The sequence below is a fragment of the Pedobacter sp. D749 genome (assembly GCF_019317285.1).
Taxonomy (GTDB): domain Bacteria; phylum Bacteroidota; class Bacteroidia; order Sphingobacteriales; family Sphingobacteriaceae; genus Pedobacter.
On sequence record NZ_CP079218.1, the window covers coordinates 1,146,311 to 1,162,987 of the forward strand.

Annotated in this window: 15 protein-coding genes, 4 tRNA genes and 1 pseudogene; 9 read left to right on the plus strand and 11 right to left on the minus strand. The window is 37.1% G+C overall.

Translation table 11 applies throughout. From position 1 onward, the window contains the following. Window positions 1-5: 5 nt before the first annotated feature. The 4 genes from KYH19_RS04800 to KYH19_RS04815 all read right to left on the minus strand — a co-directional run bounded on the left by KYH19_RS04800 (window position 6) and on the right by KYH19_RS04815 (window position 5,653). Complete coding sequence (locus KYH19_RS04800; protein ID WP_219077780.1) at window positions 6-1,397, minus strand: TolC family protein; 1,392 nt, start codon at window positions 1,395-1,397, stop codon at window positions 6-8. A 1,071-nt stretch (window positions 1,398-2,468) separates the two neighbouring features. Further along, on the minus strand, window positions 2,469-2,885 hold the full coding sequence (locus KYH19_RS04805; protein ID WP_219077781.1) for an SRPBCC family protein: 417 nt from the start codon (window positions 2,883-2,885) through the stop codon (window positions 2,469-2,471). Between the two features lie 226 nt (window positions 2,886-3,111). Next, window positions 3,112-3,630, minus strand: a complete 519-nt coding sequence (locus KYH19_RS04810) for a protease (protein ID WP_219077782.1) — start codon at window positions 3,628-3,630, stop codon at window positions 3,112-3,114. Between the two features lie 931 nt (window positions 3,631-4,561). After that, the gene (locus KYH19_RS04815) at window positions 4,562-5,653 is read right to left on the minus strand and encodes an AI-2E family transporter (RefSeq protein ID WP_219077783.1); all 1,092 of its coding nucleotides are present in this window, start codon (window positions 5,651-5,653) and stop codon (window positions 4,562-4,564) included. A gap of 180 nt (window positions 5,654-5,833) precedes the next feature. Between KYH19_RS04815 and KYH19_RS04820 the strand changes: the two genes are divergently transcribed. Continuing rightward, window positions 5,834-6,652, plus strand: a complete 819-nt coding sequence (locus KYH19_RS04820) for an alpha/beta hydrolase family protein (protein WP_132404385.1) — start codon at window positions 5,834-5,836, stop codon at window positions 6,650-6,652. 3 nt (window positions 6,653-6,655) lie between these two features. On the opposite strand, the gene KYH19_RS04825 is transcribed toward KYH19_RS04820, so the two are convergent. Next, window positions 6,656-7,018, minus strand: coding sequence for a PleD family two-component system response regulator (locus KYH19_RS04825; RefSeq protein ID WP_255562555.1), 363 nt, complete (start codon window positions 7,016-7,018; stop codon window positions 6,656-6,658). Window positions 7,019-7,286: 268 nt separating this feature from the next. On the opposite strand from KYH19_RS04825, the gene KYH19_RS04830 reads away from it, so the two are divergent. Both KYH19_RS04830 and KYH19_RS04835 read left to right on the plus strand, forming a co-directional pair. After that, window positions 7,287-7,541, plus strand: coding sequence for a hypothetical protein (locus tag KYH19_RS04830; protein WP_132404358.1), 255 nt, complete (start codon window positions 7,287-7,289; stop codon window positions 7,539-7,541). 454 nt (window positions 7,542-7,995) lie between these two features. Continuing rightward, window positions 7,996-8,967 carry an ROK family protein gene (locus KYH19_RS04835; RefSeq protein WP_219077784.1) on the plus strand — a complete coding sequence of 324 codons (972 nt, stop codon included), beginning with the start codon at window positions 7,996-7,998 and terminating at the stop codon, window positions 8,965-8,967. A 66-nt stretch (window positions 8,968-9,033) separates the two neighbouring features. On the opposite strand, the gene KYH19_RS04840 is transcribed toward KYH19_RS04835, so the two are convergent. Beyond that, entirely contained in the window at window positions 9,034-9,579 is a 546-nt protein-coding gene (locus KYH19_RS04840) for a lipocalin family protein (protein ID WP_219077785.1), read from the minus strand. 350 nt (window positions 9,580-9,929) lie between these two features. On the opposite strand from KYH19_RS04840, the gene KYH19_RS04845 reads away from it, so the two are divergent. After that, the gene (locus KYH19_RS04845; protein WP_219077786.1) at window positions 9,930-10,457 is read left to right on the plus strand and encodes a hypothetical protein; all 528 of its coding nucleotides are present in this window, start codon (window positions 9,930-9,932) and stop codon (window positions 10,455-10,457) included. A gap of 50 nt (window positions 10,458-10,507) precedes the next feature. Continuing rightward, window positions 10,508-11,269, plus strand: coding sequence for a hypothetical protein (locus tag KYH19_RS04850; protein ID WP_219077787.1), 762 nt, complete (start codon window positions 10,508-10,510; stop codon window positions 11,267-11,269). 117 nt (window positions 11,270-11,386) lie between these two features. Here KYH19_RS04850 and KYH19_RS04855 read toward each other — a convergent pair. Both KYH19_RS04855 and KYH19_RS04860 read right to left on the minus strand, forming a co-directional pair. Then, window positions 11,387-11,470 (minus strand) — tRNA-Leu (locus tag KYH19_RS04855). Between the two features lie 70 nt (window positions 11,471-11,540). Beyond that, window positions 11,541-11,613, minus strand: a tRNA-Gly gene (locus tag KYH19_RS04860). Window positions 11,614-12,676: 1,063 nt separating this feature from the next. On the opposite strand from KYH19_RS04860, the gene KYH19_RS04865 reads away from it, so the two are divergent. The 4 genes and pseudogenes from KYH19_RS04865 to KYH19_RS04880 all read left to right on the plus strand — a co-directional run. Then, window positions 12,677-14,170, plus strand: a complete 1,494-nt coding sequence (locus KYH19_RS04865) for a hypothetical protein (RefSeq protein ID WP_219077788.1) — start codon at window positions 12,677-12,679, stop codon at window positions 14,168-14,170. 5 nt (window positions 14,171-14,175) lie between these two features. Further along, the gene (locus tag KYH19_RS04870) at window positions 14,176-14,523 is read left to right on the plus strand and encodes a hypothetical protein (RefSeq protein ID WP_219077789.1); all 348 of its coding nucleotides are present in this window, start codon (window positions 14,176-14,178) and stop codon (window positions 14,521-14,523) included. A gap of 2 nt (window positions 14,524-14,525) precedes the next feature. Further along, a complete protein-coding gene (locus KYH19_RS04875) occupies window positions 14,526-15,233 on the plus strand; it encodes a hypothetical protein (RefSeq protein ID WP_219077790.1) in 708 nt (235 codons plus the stop codon). Window positions 15,234-15,293: 60 nt separating this feature from the next. Next, window positions 15,294-15,698, plus strand: a pseudogene (locus KYH19_RS04880) (transposase); the annotation flags it as partial. Between the two features lie 124 nt (window positions 15,699-15,822). Here the strand turns inward: KYH19_RS04880 and KYH19_RS04885 are convergent. The 3 genes from KYH19_RS04885 to KYH19_RS04895 all read right to left on the minus strand — a co-directional run bounded on the left by KYH19_RS04885 (window position 15,823) and on the right by KYH19_RS04895 (window position 16,634). Further along, window positions 15,823-15,906 (minus strand) — tRNA-Leu (locus KYH19_RS04885). 69 nt (window positions 15,907-15,975) lie between these two features. Next, a tRNA-Gly gene (locus KYH19_RS04890) sits at window positions 15,976-16,051 on the minus strand. Between the two features lie 94 nt (window positions 16,052-16,145). After that, complete coding sequence (locus KYH19_RS04895; RefSeq protein ID WP_219077792.1) at window positions 16,146-16,634, minus strand: regulatory protein RecX; 489 nt, start codon at window positions 16,632-16,634, stop codon at window positions 16,146-16,148. Window positions 16,635-16,677 lie beyond the last annotated feature (43 nt).

Genomic DNA, 16,677 nt, shown 5'->3' on the forward strand with positions numbered 1-16,677 from the left:
CCAGATTAAAATTCGTTGATAAATATGTCGTAATTGCCCAAAGCAGCCGATTTTAACAGCAGGGCCTGCCAAACATTGGTAAAGGCAATATCCCGATCGGTTTCGGCGCGGTTTAAGGTAAAAAGGGCCTGTGTAAGGTCGACGAGTGTGGTGAGCCCGTTTTTATACAAAATGCTCTTTTGCAGATAGGCGTCAGATGCCGCTTTTACCTGAACAGGTGCTTCCCTGTAATTGGCCAAAGCATTGGTTAATTTAGTTTCGGCAAGGGCAAGCTGTGCTTTCAACTGTTGATCAACAAGGTTATATTCTTCTTTTAAGCCCTGACTAATGTATTCCTGTGCGCGTACCTGCGGACGGTTTTTAAGTAAGGTTGACAGGTTCCAGGTCATTCCTATGCCAATCAAATAGTTTCCGCGGGTGGGATTTATACCATCGGCATAACTGGTAGAATAGGCAGTCTGATCTAAAGCATAGCCTGGGCTGAAACCGGAACCACGGCCTTGCATCACACCGAATAAGGTAAACGTTGGGTAATATAATTTTCTGAAATAATTAACCTGTTGCTGGCTAACATCAACACGGTTTTGGTAAAACTTTAACAATGGATGTGAGCTTTTGATCACTGTATCTTCGAGCAGATTGCCAGGGATACGTGTAATTGAAGCAGTGTCTAGTTCGTATGAGGTTGCGGTTAATCCCATTAAAACGCCTAAACGGTTGGCTTGTTCCTGTTCCAGATCTTTAGCTTTAGTTAGCGCGATTCTGGCATTAGAAACTTCGGCTTTTGCGAAAGAAGAATCAACTCCCGCAATTAATCCGTTTTTAGCCCTGATTACGGCTGTATTTTTAAAGGTAACAGCGCGATCAAGATTTTTCTGTTGCGATTTTGTTAACCTTTGCGCAGCCAGTAAATTTAAATAAGCGGCAGAAACACGGATTTCCTGTTGGAATTTTTCCTGTTCCAGGTCATTTTTGTCTCTTTGGTAAGCGGCGTCTGCAATTTTAATACGTTCCCTGATTTTTCCAAAAGTGAAAAAATCCCAGTTTACGTTGGCCAGGTAGAGTCCGCCAAACGCGGCATTCCAGTTTTGTTTGTCTAAAGCAGGACCAGAGGAAGCGGTTCCCAAACCACCGAGACCATATTGCGGTCCGTTTTGACCGTTAATGGTACCATAATCTTGTTGGGCGCTTAAACTGAAGTTGGGTAGATACTCTCTTTTGGCCTGTTGAATCGATGATTTTGACGCATTGGCATAATTATCTTTGGCCTTAATGGTCCCGTAATTGGTAATTGCAGTGTTTACTGCTTGCTTTAAACTTAGCATTTGAGCGCTTGCACCGATAGAGGAACTAATAAAAAATAATAGTGAAGAATAAAATAAAGATATGCGTGGCATAGTGTATAATTTACACGGCAAATGTAAATTATGGCAGCAATTTCAAAGTATTCCGTTCAAATCAAAAATTATGCGAATCAAATAATAATAGAAATGTTACTTAAGGCTGCTATGTGAATGATTTCTGTAAAATAAGAAGAGGCTGTATCATAAAAATGAAATTGTCATCCTGAGCCTGAAGGACTTTCTTAAATATCTCTTAAGACATTTCGACTGTTTGTCCCGATTCTTTGTGTGGACACAATTGCATTCATCACGCGTCATTCCCGCGAAAAACCTATCGTGTGGACACATCTTTTGTTAATTCTATATTTGTTTTTAGTACACATACATTAAGTCGGGTCGTCATGCTGAATTTATTTCATCTTTCCAGTTAAAAAAGCATTTATTTCGAAAAAAAATATTAATTAAATTATATAACATTGTCTTTTTCGCTCTATGCCGCGGGGCATGGTAGTTTTTCGCAGATGATGTTGTTTTTATTTGTGCTCAAGAATGCTGCGCATTTTGGAGCGCCAAAGTACCCAAAGCGCTTTGTCAATCCAGCAATGGGCCTTTTGCACAATCCTACACACATCAAAAAAACAGCGGCACTTCGTTTAATCAGGTGTTGTGTGTGTTTTCTTTGGTCTGATTGAGCCCTGCGGGGTTTGTGTTCAATATTTCTTTAAAATTAAATCATCGGTCATGAACACAAAACCACTGCGTTTAGGTTTTGGCAGTACTATTTGTTCTGTCCTACAACTGTTTTTTTGATTTCTCTGGCCCCTGGGATTGACGGCGTTCTTCGGTTAAAACATGTATATTATTAAAGCAGGTCAGCATAATGCATAAAAACCCATACATCAAAATATGTCCACACGATAGGTGAAAACGGGAATCTTAAAGCTTCAGATCTTGCTCATTAAACTTTCTTGTTGCATTAAGATTGCCAGTCAAGCTGACAATGACGGTCGACGCTAACAATATTGCATAAGATGCGTCCACACTGTAGGATTCTTGAGGAGGTTCAACGTAACAAATTCGAATGGAATTACAAATATGATACAGCCCGTTATTAACAAGACTTTATTATTCCGCTGTATAACTTTTAAAATTATCCAGAATGGCCTGCCATCCGCCATGTTGCATTTCGATGGGGTTGGTCGATTCGGCATCGAAAGTTTCGGTTATCCTGGTTTGTTCGCTCAATGCATCAAAAGTAATGCTTACGGTTCTACCATCCTCCATGGTATATTCGATTTTTTTATGCTGATCGACCGTAGTATAGGTGCCGCCGAAATCAAAACTCATACTGCCATCTTTTGCTGCCATGGTACTTTTAAATTTACCGCCAACTTTTAAATCGTTTTCCGAATAAGGGGTATGCCAATCTGGTGAGGCAAAGGCCCATTTAGTAATGTGGTCTGGATTATTCCAAAATTCCCAAACTTTTTCTACTGTTGCATTTACTGTCGTTTCTACGGTGATCGATGTTTTATTTTCCATGTTTAAGGTGTTTAATTTTTAATAAAATTATGGGAAATTTAACAACCCAGAAAGCGTAAATGCGACAAAATAGGGAGTCAATATCTCACTTTTGTTAAGTTGAGTTTATGCTTAGGGAAATGGCAAGTGCATATAAAAAGATTGCACACAGTAATTAGCCGTGTGCAATTTTTTTATTTGAGTAACTAAATAGAAATGACAGAAAGTAGGGAGATCTAACTTAATATTAGTGCAAATCCGTATAAATAAAAGTAACCGTGTCTCTTGATACCAGGCCGCTCATATTTCCGCCTGTGTAAACTGCTTTATAGCTTGATCCTTTTTTTAGATCGTAGGCTTTAAGTAAATCGGCATTTGCAACAAGGCTATCACCTGGATTTACCTTTGTATAACTAGAGGCCGGAGGTGGCATTACTCTTTTGGCCATTGCACCTTTGTATTGCGCTTCTTCTCCTTTTTCATTGGTAATGCTTAAATAGCTGCTCATTAAAGGCTCGAAGGGCGTATGCCAGATACAGAAACTTTTAGTGCTATCGGTATTGTTATGTACTACAAATCTCAGCAGCAGTGAATCGCCGGTAGCTACATTGCCATTTATTTTTAATTTAACCTCAAGCGAATCGGTTTTATTGGAAGTGCTTTGAGGAATACTATCGCTTTTACTTGTTGTGGTATTTCTGGTGGCCTCGCTGCAGGCAGAAAACAGTACCAAGAGTACCGGGATAATTAATTTAATGTTTTTCATCGATGTTTTTTTTTAATAAGCAAATGAACGTTGATATTGTTTGAATTATTGAACTAAAACGATTAAGTAATGCAAGTATATTGAATTATTCGCAGATTGCAGTACGGTGTATCTGGGTTTCATCCCGTTTTACTTTGCCTGTGTCTTCGTGTTCACTACAGGGGTGCTATTTTTGGCAGGGTGCTTACCTGCAAGAGCCTTTGTTCAATAAACCCGGTAGCAGCGGCAGCCCCCGATTCTTCATTGGGGCCATAGCGAATAACTGGACTGCTGGTTCTGAAGAGCTACTTAACGATCGTTTTCAAAAAAAATAATTATTAATATGTGGCAAGTTTTTCTTTATATGGAGAGCAATTTGGTACTGCTATTCTTGTTTCTCCCCGCTTTCCGTTATGCTTCGCGTCCACTTCAATCGGGTCTAGATAGCCCAGCCTGTAATAAGATAATAGGCCGGGTGGACAAGCATGAGGAATAATTTATTTCAAAGGTCAATATGAATGAAGTGTATTTATTGAATTGATAGGAGGCGAGGAATCGTCATTGCGAGGAGGAACGACGAAGCAATCTTACAACGATCGCTACCTGCGTGTGCATTAAGATTTATCGAATTATACTTTATGTAGCAAGCTTTGTTCAATAAACCCGGTAGCAGCGTCAGCCCCGGTTCTTCATTGGGGCTATAGCGAATAACAGGACTGCTGGTTCTGAAGAGCTACTGAACGATCGTTTTCAAAAAAATAATTATTAATATGTGGCAAGTTTTTCTTTATATGGAGAGCAATTTGGTACAGCTATTCTTGTTTCTCCCCGCTTTCCGTTTTGCTTCGCGTCCACTCTAATCGGGTCTAGGTGGCCCAGCTTGTAATAAGATTATAGGCTGGACGTCGTGGAAAACTGAACGATCGTTTGAAATAAAAATAGATATGAAATATTAATCTGCAGCCAGTTTTTTCTTTCTCCTAAACCTTTTCACCTGCCCCATATGCTCTGTCGGGATATTATCTCCCAGTAATTTACCCCAGGGTTTAAGTCCGTCAATACGATCAAAGATGATTTTCATTACCGCAATAAATGGAATAGAAAGGAACATGCCGGGGATACCCCAAAGTGCAGCGCCCATCAATACAATTACGATAGAAATAAGCGCATTGATTTGTACTTTGCTCGAAACAATGCGTGGTACAAGAATATTATTATCAATAAACTGGATCAGCGCATAAGCGCCTATAATTAAGAGTTGGGTAGTAAAACCATCCTTCGTTAAAGTAGCCATTAACACTGGTAAGGCAATTGCTATAATGCCGCCAATGTAGGGCAGTAGGTTTAATATCGCGCCGATAACGCCAATTAAAATGGCATTTGGTACGCCAAGGATAAGCAAGGCGGCAGAGTTCATTATTGCAACAATAGAAGTTTCGATCAATAAGCCTACAATATAACTTTGGATGGCCGCTTTCGTTTCGCCTAAAATTTCGGCAACTTTTTGTTTATTTTCTTCTGAAAACACTTCATAAATGAAGTTTAAAATGAGCGTTTTGTATAATAAAATTAGAAAAGTATAAACCGGGATCAGGAAAACCACACTTAAAACCCCCAACAAGCCATTAAGTGTCTGGCCAATTAAGGCTTTACTGCCATTGGCTGCATCATTAAGCATTTGCGTCTGCTTTTGTGTTGAAATGCCGAAGGTACCTTGTAACCAAGCCCTTATTTGCTCAAGCAACTGCGATAATTTTTGTTTAATGCTATCCAGGTCATCAAAAAAGTGCGCTACCTGTGATGACAAAAAATAGAGTACGGCAACCACCACCAGCAAACCGATGAGCATAGAAAGTATAATACTGACTATTTTGGGCATTTTTCTTTCGAAACGATTGGTTAATGGGTTGAGTAATATGGCAATCAGGGCGGCAAAAGCAAGCGGCACAAGAATATCTCTCAGCACACTCATTATAAATACCGTAATTACTAATCCTAAAAGAATTACAGGCGCTTTAATATAAAATGGGTAGGTTTTAAGCATTTTTTAGATAAGTTAACCGTTCAACAACTTAAAAGGTAATCAAATTGTTTTAAAGTTTTTAGCCGTTTAAGGAGTAAGTAAGAAAGGTATCATTTTTTTTGGTCTCAACTCGCAGAAATGGTAAACAATAGCAAACTTATTTTATAAATTTAACACCACATCATCATGATTAAAATTACCATGAAAAATAACTTTTTGATAACCGCCTGTTTGTTTTTGTTTAGCCATGTTTTAAGTGCTGCAGAGGTAGATACTGCTTTAACCTATAGCAAATCGATGAACAAAAATATTAAAGCTGTGGTAATTAAGCCCGATAGTTATAAAACCGGAAAAAAATATCCGGTGGTATATTTGCTACATGGCGCGGGGGGAAACTATGCAGAATGGGTTAAAAAAGTGCCTGGGATTAAAAACCTGGCCGATCTATATCAATTTATAGTGGTATGCCCTGATGGGAATGTAACGAGTTGGTATTTCGATAGTCCGGTAGACCCCGAATGGAAATACGAAACTTATGTGGCTAAAGAATTGGTGAGCTATGTTGACGAACATTATAAAACCATTGCTGAAAAAAAGGGCAGGGCCATAACGGGTTTGAGTATGGGCGGACACGGTGCGTTATACCTCGCAATTAAGCATCAGGATGTTTATGGTGCAGTGGGTAGCATGAGTGGTGGTGTAGATATTAAACCTTTTCCAAATGGATGGAATATTTCAAAAAGGTTAGGGCCAGAGGATGAATTTCCAGAGCGGTGGAAACAAAACAGCGTAATTGATATGATTTATCGTATTAAACCCGGATCGCTTGCTATTGCCATTGAATGTGGCACTGAAGATTTTTTCTATAAAATGAATGTACGTTTGCATGATGAACTTTTGTATCACAATATCCCTCACGATTTTAGCACCAGGCCCGGTGTGCACAATTGGGATTACTGGGCCAACGCTATTAAGTTTCAGTCTCTGTTTTTAAGCAATTATTTTAACACAAAACCTTAATATTTAGGCGGCAAATTGTGCATTTATTTTATTAATCAGGTTACTGACATCGAATGGTTTAGCGATGAAATCGTTAGGGGTGCAAACATTACCTTTGCTATCTTTTAAATTATGACTGGCCGAGATCATGATTACTGGTATGTGTAATGTTGATTGATCTGATTTAAGTAAATTGCAAAGATCTCTGCCATCGAAGGCGCCCAGCATCACATCAAGCAGAATTAAATCAGGTTTAAATTCGTTGATCCGTTTGCTAAAATGGCTTACATCCATTAATCCACTGATGTTGTAGCCTTCCAGCTTTAAAATCAATTCTATTACCTCTAATATTTCCTCATTATCATCAACCACTAGTATTTTTTTCATTTTCTTGCTACCCATCGGGTTATTTAGTGCATTAATGTTTTGTAAATTACTGTCTTAACAAAATTAACCTTAAAAAGTTTCAATATGTAAATAATAATCAATAGTAGTAAATGTTCTGCTTTTGTGCGGCTAATGATGCATTAGAACCAACATATCATTTTAAGTAAAAATTAACTTTTAGATTACATACAAAATAAAGACTTACCATATTTTTGACCGTTCTCGAAATCTTATTTATAAAACAGGAAACGAAGATTTAAAACCAAAAATGAAATACTTAGTCAAAGAAATCAGTGACGGAAACTGCGATATTACTTTGTTGCCAGAAAACCTGAATGATAGAAATCTTTTAGCCGAAACTACGAAAGGCCTTCAGCAAGATGATCAGGAAGCTATCCAATCGCATTATGAACATGCTTTAAAGAATGAAGTTCATGGCAATGCTGCATTTGTTTCTCTAAATAACGAAGAAAGCAATTATCCGAAAAGAGTAAATGTGAATTACCAGATTATTTTAAGCTGAATTAGCTTAATTTACTGCGAAAAGGCTTTCTTTACTATTAAAGAAAGCCTTTTTTGTTTTATTTCTAACTTGTAATATAAATTCTTCTCCAGTCGGGTTACATAAAAAGCTTTTTTTATTGCGTTAAGGTTTTAATATTTGATATTTGTTTGTCATTACGAAATTAAAAGGGAAATATTTTTGATAAATGACCATATTTGAGCCTAATTAGAACATCGTTCTTATTGCTTAGTATATTTGGAAATGAATTGTGTTTCTGGATAATACTTAGGTGAACACTAATTGATGCTAAAATAGTTAAGCGGAAACTTTAAACCATACACATACATTTTGTTTTAGCCTGACTAGCAAGCAAGAATGTGCGGCTAATGAATAACAGAAAGGCAGCAATGCTGATCAAAAGAGCAGCCATACATCACGAGCTTAAAACAACTAAATAAAAAAAACACAAGTAATGATAACTTTAAACCACACCAACCTTGAACCATCATATGCCATAGGGATTGATGTTGGCGGCTCTGCGATCAAATGCGGTGTAGTAAACGAGCAAGGAGAAATTTTGTATTCCACGCTGATTCCGCTAAAAAAAGCAAAAACTCAGGGTTCAATTATTGCACTTATTGTGGAAGCGATCCAAACCTGCGCAGCAAAAGTGAAACATCCTGTTTTAGGTGTGGGAATAGGATTTCCTGGAACGATATACAATAATAGAATTATTGCCGGTGCTGATAATCTGCCTGGTTTTAAACAACTTGCCCTGGGCGAAATCCTGCAGGATGTAACCCGTTATAACGTTATTATGGATAACGATACCAATTTGATGGGGCTGGGGGAGATGTGCTATGGTGCTGCTAAAGATTGTGGTGATGTGGTTTTTCTTACCGTCGGTACAGGGATTGGGGGAGCTGTTATGATTGACAATAAACTCTATGGCGGATTTAGAAATAGGGGAACTGAATTGGGCCATATTATTGTAGAACATAATGGTTTAGCCTGTGTGTGTGGCATAAAGGGATGTTTGGAAGCCTATGCTTCAGTAACTGCATTATTAAAACATTATCGATTTATTCATCCGGGCATACCCGAAACAGCAGAAGTTGATGGTCGTTATATTATAGAAAAATACCTGGCTGGTGAAGAGTATGCCCTGAAAGCTATGGGGCAGCATTTCGATTACCTGGCAACAGGGATCACTAGTTTTATTAATATTTTTAGCCCTGAAAAAATTGTAATTGGGGGTGGCATAAGCGAATCTGGTGCCTTTTATACTAGAGAAATAGAACGTAGGATCAAGACCTTAGCTGTTCCGGTATCATCAGGCAATGCCTTGGTTGTTCCGGCAAAATTGGGCAATAAAGCAGGCTTACTGGGCTGTGCAGCAAATGTTTTTCGAAAATTTAAAGCATTCGATTATGCAACCACTTAAATTACAATAGGAGATTGGGAATATAAATAGTAATCTGCATCCTGACAGATGAAAGCCTATTTGCCGTTATTCCTTATCCTGCACAGTCCAAACCAGGTCTTGCGTTTGATACCCCAGGTCATTTGCTTTTCTTAAGTAATCAGACTTTATTGCATCTGGGATATACTTTGTCCGCGAAAGTATCCAAAGATAATTTAGGTTATTACCAGCTATCAGGGCGTACTGGTAATCTTTGTCGATATCAATTACATTGTAACCGGCGTAAAACGGACCAAAAAAGGAGACTTTTAACCTTGCTTCGTCATCACTTTTAACAAATTTGGCTTTTCCAATGCTTTGTTTCCATTCGTTTTTTACCATATCATACCCCTTATTGTCGACCTTGATAGACCCGTCATCATTTTTTGAATAGGTAGCAGTCACATTCTTCAGGTTCTTTTCGAACTTGAAATCCATCCTGGCAATTTCGTACCAGGTCCCCAGGTATTTACCCTTATTAAAAGGCTTAACTGCTGATGCCCCTTTAGGGATTGAAACCTTACAGCTTGCATAGGCGGCTGCTATTATCGCTAATGTTGCTAACAAAAGCGTATTCCTGTATTTTGTTGTCATGATGGTAATTTAAATAACTGCAACAATGGGGAGGCACAAATGTTTGGGCCTTCAGATAAGGTTGAGATTTATTCCGGTTTTGGTAAGCTTTTTGAGCGTGGGCATTTTTGACTGCAATAGATAACATGTTCTCAGTTCTTCGCTCATTTTGCACGTCACACAAACGGGCGTTACAGATTGGAAATGTTTTTATGGGTAGGTGATGCTTTTTACATCCTTTATAAGCTGACTATTTAAATGATAATTTCTAGCCTACTAATTGTTTAATAGAGCTCTTTGTATGTATAGATGAAAATTTATTTTAAATCACCGACATTTGGGCTTTCTTAACCAATAGCGTGAAATAGCCCATGAAATATTTATTCTTGTTTACAGCTTTAATATTCTTGCATTACAATAGCTTCGGCCAAAAGAAAAAGTCACGGACTGAACCGCCACCTCCTCCGAAAGAAAGTTTAATAGAATTTTCGGAGAAACCATTTACCCTTCAGCCATATTCTTTCCCCATTTTATTTGAGTGGGAAATTAATGCAGATACCACGCTTAAAACGGGTGCCGTTTTTAAAAAAGTGATAAAGCTCACCTATGAAAAAACAGAAGTAAACAGTTATTACAGCCAACAGGAAGTTACCTTTAAAAGGTCAAAAACAGGCTTAGAAAATTCAGAACAGAAAATTCCAAAACTGATCATAAAGGTTGATTATTATGATGTTGAAATTTTAAATGATGTAGTCCTATTTAAAGAAAGGGACCGTAAAGTAATGGCCTTGAAAATTATTTATGATAAAAACAATTGGGTAAGACGATTGAAAGACGTAGATGTTGGAACTGTTTATCACCGCGTCAAATCGGAGGAACATCCAGTCGTTGCACCATAGCCCGGTAATTAGGAATATAAGGAATGAACACAAAAGCTAAAATTAGAAGATTGGAGAAAATCATATTGATTTCATATGCCGGAATATGGTTTCTCTTACATCTGCTATCAAGGCTGTTTTTGGATATGTATACCAGTAGCGAGCCTCCGGGATATTTGACCGTTGCAGCAATAGTTATTACTCCTATTGCTATTTATGCTGCTTTAAGAACCATGTTTTCGAAGAACGAAAAATGGTACCGTGCTATTATTTATTTCGTGGCCTATTTAGCACTTGGTATATTTACAAGTGAATACATTATCGTAAATGGCGATCTGTTACTATCAATGACCACTATTCCCGGAAAAACAGTTGAAGTTCCGGTGCTGAATGTCCATAAAGTTATTAAGCGTAAGCTGGGTTTTGATCATACTGCTGTTACCCTGCTTATTGAGGGTAAACCGATAGAAATGGAGGCAAGGCCATATACCTACTTTTTCTTAAAGGATAAAAAAGTACTTCGTATCATATCCCGTAAATCTTCTTTGGGAAATAATTACGTAACCTACATAGAATTAAAAGGTGGAGAACGAGGACTTGCACGGTGGCTGCATTTTAAAGATTGGTTATACAGATACCGCTTGCTATGGGCTGTGTTGACAGGTTTTATTGTTATTATCTGGATCGCAATAGTATGGTTTCCTGTAAAGACACAAAGAAAGCCTGTCCGCATCGGCTTTTGGAAAACAATGGGTATCGTTATGGGCATCCTCGTAGGTATTGCAGCGTTGTTATACGCTGCTCTACTCATTTATGTACGCTTTAAACTGTAAAGCTATATTTTTGATAATCTAAATAAGAGGGGGGGGAAGTTAGGAGATAGCTATAAACTAAGAAGCCTGCAAATTAATAATTTGCAGGCTTCTTATAATTTTTGTAATTTCTGTTTGTACTCGGGGCGGGAATCGAACCCGCACGCCTTTGAAAGCACAGGATTTTAAGTCCTGCGTGTCTACCAGTTCCACCACCCGAGCATTAGCCTGTTCCGAAATCCTTCGGTAGGTTAACTTTAAAATAAATGCCTTCTGGTAGGAAGGCATTTAGAGCGAAAGACGAGATTCGAACTCGCGACCCCGACCTTGGCAAGGTCGTGCTCTACCAACTGAGCTACTTTCGCAAATTAATACATGTGTTGTATTCCTTTGGGGTTGCAAATATAGGAATTAAACTTTTCGAATCAAAAAAATAAAATAAATTTTTAAAATAAAATTGTTAATGCTTCAAAATCAATGAAAATAAAAATAAAGTCTTAGCCAGGAGGATCACAACTTTAAACTTCTCCATTCCTAATTTTTTGCTTAATCGCTTTAAACAAAAAAACCTTTCATTTCTGAAAGGTTTTCGTTCGATTTTTTTGTGTGTACCCCCAATGATACAATTATACAAATATTTTCATGAAGATTTGGATGCATTATTGCGGTTGATTGCATAGAAACGGACTTTTGTAAATATGGCAACGGTACAAATATCCAAACCTTTTGAGTTGATAGGTAACAGAAACCATAAGGTTTTATCATTCTCTTCAAAGATTAATGTTCAAAAAATAAATATCGCCAACAACATTGAATAGATCTCTTTATGTCTCAACAAAATCTAAAGGAAACGAATCAAATTATCATTTATCAAACAAAAGATGGCGAGACTGAGATTGATGTAAAACTTGAAAATGAGACGATTTGGTTGACTCAAAATCAGATTGTTGAGCTTTTCAAAGTAGCAAGGCAAATATTAGCGAGCATATTAAAAATATCTTCCAATCCCAGGAACTAGATAAAACATCAACTATTCGGAATTTCCGAACAGCTGAAAAATAGGGAGAAAGAAAGATAACCAGAAATTTGGCTCACTATAACCTTGATTTAATTATATCGGTAGGATATCGTGTTAATTCTTTTAGGGATCACCTATATCTGTTATTGGGTACAGACGCTAAACGATCGGGCTGACGCTGGAAATTCCAATTTTATGGTTGCTAAGCTAATATTTTTTTTAATTGATTGATTTGTTGAACTTTACATTTTTTTTTATAAATTAGCTATTGATAATTTAATTAACAGATAATTATAATAATGGATTGTTAATATAAGTTAATATAAATTAAAAAGACGAGTATCAATCATACTAATTAATCCAAATTATAAGATAAAAAAATCTAAAACATCTAATTAACCGCCTCAATAATGAAAAAAAAGCTGCTCACCAGTATTGCGCTAGTTGCAATTCTGCTTTTTTGCCTAACCTATCCTCCCCAATGTCACGGGCAGTCTGCCGTTAAGACTATAACATATGATTGGGCCACAAAAGAAATCCTAAATAATAAATCGCTTCCGTTTGATGAACGGTTCAAGTTTAAGATTGTAAACCTAGACACTAAAATCAAAAGTGTTCAGGTGCTTATTAAAGAAGCAAATGGTTTAGTTTGCAACAGCCCACTAGATACAATTTGTTTCAATGAGCTTCCAACGGTAAATGAACTCTCATTTACATCACAAAAACTACAAAGTGTTACGGTTAAGAATGTACTTAAGCCTAATAAAGACTACTTTATCGGCTTCCAAATTGTTGAACGTGCAAAGTTAACCAATGAGGCACAAGCAGCACTCGACAAATATTTATTAAGTAATGCCGATTTAGGCAATGAAATTGATGGGTTAATGCGTGCAAAACTGGCCAAATTAAATATTGCCGATATTAACAAGGTCCTCTATAAGTATATCAAAATTTTCAATGGAAAGTACGAAGTAGATACTGCAAGCATCACCGCTGAGAAAAAAGATGATATGCAATATCAAGTTTTGACTGCTTTTTTAAATCTAAGCTCTATTGGAAAAAAAATCTACTACCAAGTCCATAGTCTTCAAACTCAATACAAAATTTCAAATGAACTTATTGCACCTTTAAATGATCTGATTGATACAACTAGTAATATTCCCGAATGTTGTAGGCTCAAAAATGGCTCTTCTATTGATTTACTTAACGGCAAACTTGAAAAAATCAAACAAGAAATTTTGAAAAAATCGGCACTGGACTCAGCAAAAAAAATAGAATTAGAGGATGACTATAAATCTTTTGTTGATGACATCCAAACAGAACTTACCACTCGCAATAAAGCAATAAAAGACTGGATAGGTATAACACTTTTAGGTGTAGTTTTAGATAAAACTATAATGATGATTGATCTTGGAACCACTACAATAGACCAGCAAAGCACTACAAGTAGCCCATATATATCGCAATCTTTTGGCTATGGTTTTAGTCCGCGAACCTCAAAAGGATTATTTTATTTTTCATATAGCATTTTCTTTCGACCAATCAATTTAAATGTACCGTTGTCAAACTACACAGGTAAAGACTATTTTGCTACGAGATTTTGCGCTAACCTTGGCTTTACCCTTGAAGATATAGAAACCAATAAAAGTGGAAAAATAAGTGGATTAGGTTCGCTTTTTTCCAATAAAGCTGGACTTATCGGAATAGGTTATCGACCGTTACCATTTCTTAAAATAGATTTTAATTATCTGATGTATTACATGAACGACCCAAATCCGCTGTTGAACCAGAAACGCTTTACTGCTTCACCAATGATAGGCGCTTCTTTCAACTTGAACATCATAAAGATTTTCACCGGTCAACCTAATACACTTACTAGTCTAAAAACTTACACAGAAAATTAATAGCCATGTGGATTAAAGTTAATTCAGCAACCCTTACGCCAAAAACAATTGCCAGTGGCGCTTCCGTAGAAGTAACCATTAAATTTAAAGGACAAGCCAAAGTAGCTAATACCAAAGTGGATGTTGTATTCACTATAACGCCGAACAACCACTTAACGATTAATGGTGAGGGGTCCGAAAATGACACCTTTACTTTTGGAACAACTTCCGCGGAATATACAAAAAAGGTAACGATTAAAAACAACCATACTCCAGCATCTCAAAATTCGCTAAACGGCGCTATTTCTATAGATGGTACCGCTACGGTTTCGAATGTAAAGACTGGCACTAATGTTGGCATTTTGTATAAATAATTATGAAAAAACTAAATTATCTCTCAATTGCATTAATTTTATTATTTATCATTTCTTCATGCAAGAAACAAGAAGAATATGTAATTAATGATAAATTAAATCCGGATGAAATTATCAACATCACATCAATCCAGCCTGGCTCCTTTGCTGCTGATAGCAATTCGAAATATATCATTCGTGTTCAGATCAATTCACGTACAGACTCCGCAGTGAGCGTGAACTTAACCACAACATCTGGACTAATAAATTCAAAATCTAGGTCTGAAACAATGCGCGTAAATGTAAACAGGTATGCTGATTTTATATTAACAGCAGGACAGACACCAGGGCCGATTTCTCTTAGGGCATCAGTATTGAGCACCTTTTTCCGCGATACAATCTTAACTTTCACCAAATCATATCCCGATACGATTTTATTGCATCCAGAAGCCTATACGATTGCCAAAAACTCATCCGTTGTGGCAAACATCCAGCTGATTAAAAATATGGGATTCCCAAGTAAAAATCAAACAATATTTCTGTCTGCTTTAGATATAAGCGGCAATAACATTGGAAGATTTACCTACACTGGCTCATATAGTCCTGGAGCAGTCATTAGTGGATCTTTTAGTCCGCCTACAGATTATATAGGAGTAGTAACGCTTGTGACTACGGTTGTTAAAGAAGACGGGGGGAAAATCGTGGGCAAGAACAATATTAATGTTCAATAATAATAAGGAGATATGCTTATATAATCAGTATTTAGTAATGGTGATACACTAAAACAACTTCTTGCAAGGAGCAGGTATGTATTGTATAAAAAAGCTTTTGACTGGACACCAAGTCAAAAAGAGCGGGCGGATTTGCTATTTGAAAGATATCCAGACCTCAAAGTAGCTCATTCGTTTAGTATGGAACTCAGCCATATATTTGATAAGACCACTGAAAAAGTGTTTGGTCTGGCCAAATTAGCTAAATGGCACGAAAAAGTAAGACAGTCCGCCTTTAAGGCGTTCAATACGGTTGCTAGATCAATTCAGAATCACTATCCGACTATTCTCAACTATTTTGATAACAGGTCCACAAATGCTTCGGCCGAATCTTTCAATGCAAAGATCAAAGCTTTTAGATCCCAATTCCGAGGGGTTAAATGCGTAAAGTTTTTCCTGTACAGATTAACTCAATTGTATGCTTAAAAAATGCATGGTCCACAACTTTTGGCGTTGATCCCTTTAAACTTCTCAATTCCAAATTTTTGCTTAATCCCTTCAAACAAAAAAACCTTTCATTTCTGAAAGGTTTTTGTTCGATTTTTTTGTGTACTCGGGGCGGGAATCGAACCCGCACGCCTTTGAAAGCACAGGATTTTAAGTCCTGCGTGTCTACCAGTTCCACCACCCGAGCATTAGCCGCTGCCGATCTCCATCGGCTTGGTTAACTTTAAAATAAATGCCTTCTGGTAGGAAGGCATTTTGGAGCGAAAGACGAGATTCGAACTCGCGACCCCGACCTTGGCAAGGTCGTGCTCTACCAACTGAGCTACTTTCGCATTTACAAAACTGATGTTGTTGTTTCGTTTTGGTGATGCAAATATAGGCAGATTTATATTTCTGTCAAGAGATTTCTTGTTAAAAATTTAATATTTAATTTAAATTGCTGGCTTTCAGTACCAGTAAAATTAAATCAGTTTCAAAACCTTTTGCCTGAAGGTAGCTCATCAGCTTATTTTTCCGTTTGAACGCATCATTTTCACCTAAATTTTCTGCTTTTTTAACCGCTAATTTTTCTATCGTTTGCAAATAATCATCTTCATCTATACTGTAAATTGCTTTTTGTAAAATTTTATCAGGAACGCCTTTCAATTTTAAACCCTGTTTAATTTTAACCCGGCCCCAATGTTTGATGTTGAATTTGCCCGATGCATAACTTTTGGCAAACCTTTCTTCATTCAAAAAATTGTTGATGATCAGGTCCGTAATAATTTCTTCCAGTTCATCCCCCCGCATTCCCCATTCTACCAGTTTGTACCGCATCTCTTTTTGTGAGCGTTCCTGGTAAACGCAAAAACTTTCCGCTTTGGCCAAAGCTTGTTTTTTATCTAATAATACTGCTTCTTGTTTACCGCTTTTCATAATTAATTACTGAAATTCGTAAAAATAAAAGCGATTACCGTAT

Excerpts from the sequence above, each read along its gene's own strand:
- KYH19_RS04800 (WP_219077780.1), bottom strand. The coding sequence starts at position 1,397 with ATGCCACGCATATCTTTATTTTATTCTTCACTATTATTTTTTATTAGT.
- KYH19_RS04805 (WP_219077781.1), bottom strand. The coding sequence starts at position 2,885 with ATGGAAAATAAAACATCGATCACCGTAGAAACGACAGTAAATGCAACA.
- KYH19_RS04810 (WP_219077782.1), bottom strand. The coding sequence starts at position 3,630 with ATGAAAAACATTAAATTAATTATCCCGGTACTCTTGGTACTGTTTTCT.
- KYH19_RS04815 (WP_219077783.1), bottom strand. The coding sequence starts at position 5,653 with ATGCTTAAAACCTACCCATTTTATATTAAAGCGCCTGTAATTCTTTTA.
- KYH19_RS04820 (WP_132404385.1), top strand. The coding sequence starts at position 5,834 with ATGAAAAATAACTTTTTGATAACCGCCTGTTTGTTTTTGTTTAGCCAT.
- KYH19_RS04825 (WP_255562555.1), bottom strand. The coding sequence starts at position 7,018 with ATGAAAAAAATACTAGTGGTTGATGATAATGAGGAAATATTAGAGGTA.
- KYH19_RS04830 (WP_132404358.1), top strand. The coding sequence starts at position 7,287 with ATGAAATACTTAGTCAAAGAAATCAGTGACGGAAACTGCGATATTACT.
- KYH19_RS04835 (WP_219077784.1), top strand. The coding sequence starts at position 7,996 with ATGATAACTTTAAACCACACCAACCTTGAACCATCATATGCCATAGGG.
- KYH19_RS04840 (WP_219077785.1), bottom strand. The coding sequence starts at position 9,579 with ATGACAACAAAATACAGGAATACGCTTTTGTTAGCAACATTAGCGATA.
- KYH19_RS04845 (WP_219077786.1), top strand. The coding sequence starts at position 9,930 with ATGAAATATTTATTCTTGTTTACAGCTTTAATATTCTTGCATTACAAT.
- KYH19_RS04865 (WP_219077788.1), top strand. The coding sequence starts at position 12,677 with ATGAAAAAAAAGCTGCTCACCAGTATTGCGCTAGTTGCAATTCTGCTT.
- KYH19_RS04870 (WP_219077789.1), top strand. The coding sequence starts at position 14,176 with ATGTGGATTAAAGTTAATTCAGCAACCCTTACGCCAAAAACAATTGCC.
- KYH19_RS04875 (WP_219077790.1), top strand. The coding sequence starts at position 14,526 with ATGAAAAAACTAAATTATCTCTCAATTGCATTAATTTTATTATTTATC.
- KYH19_RS04895 (WP_219077792.1), bottom strand. The coding sequence starts at position 16,634 with ATGAAAAGCGGTAAACAAGAAGCAGTATTATTAGATAAAAAACAAGCT.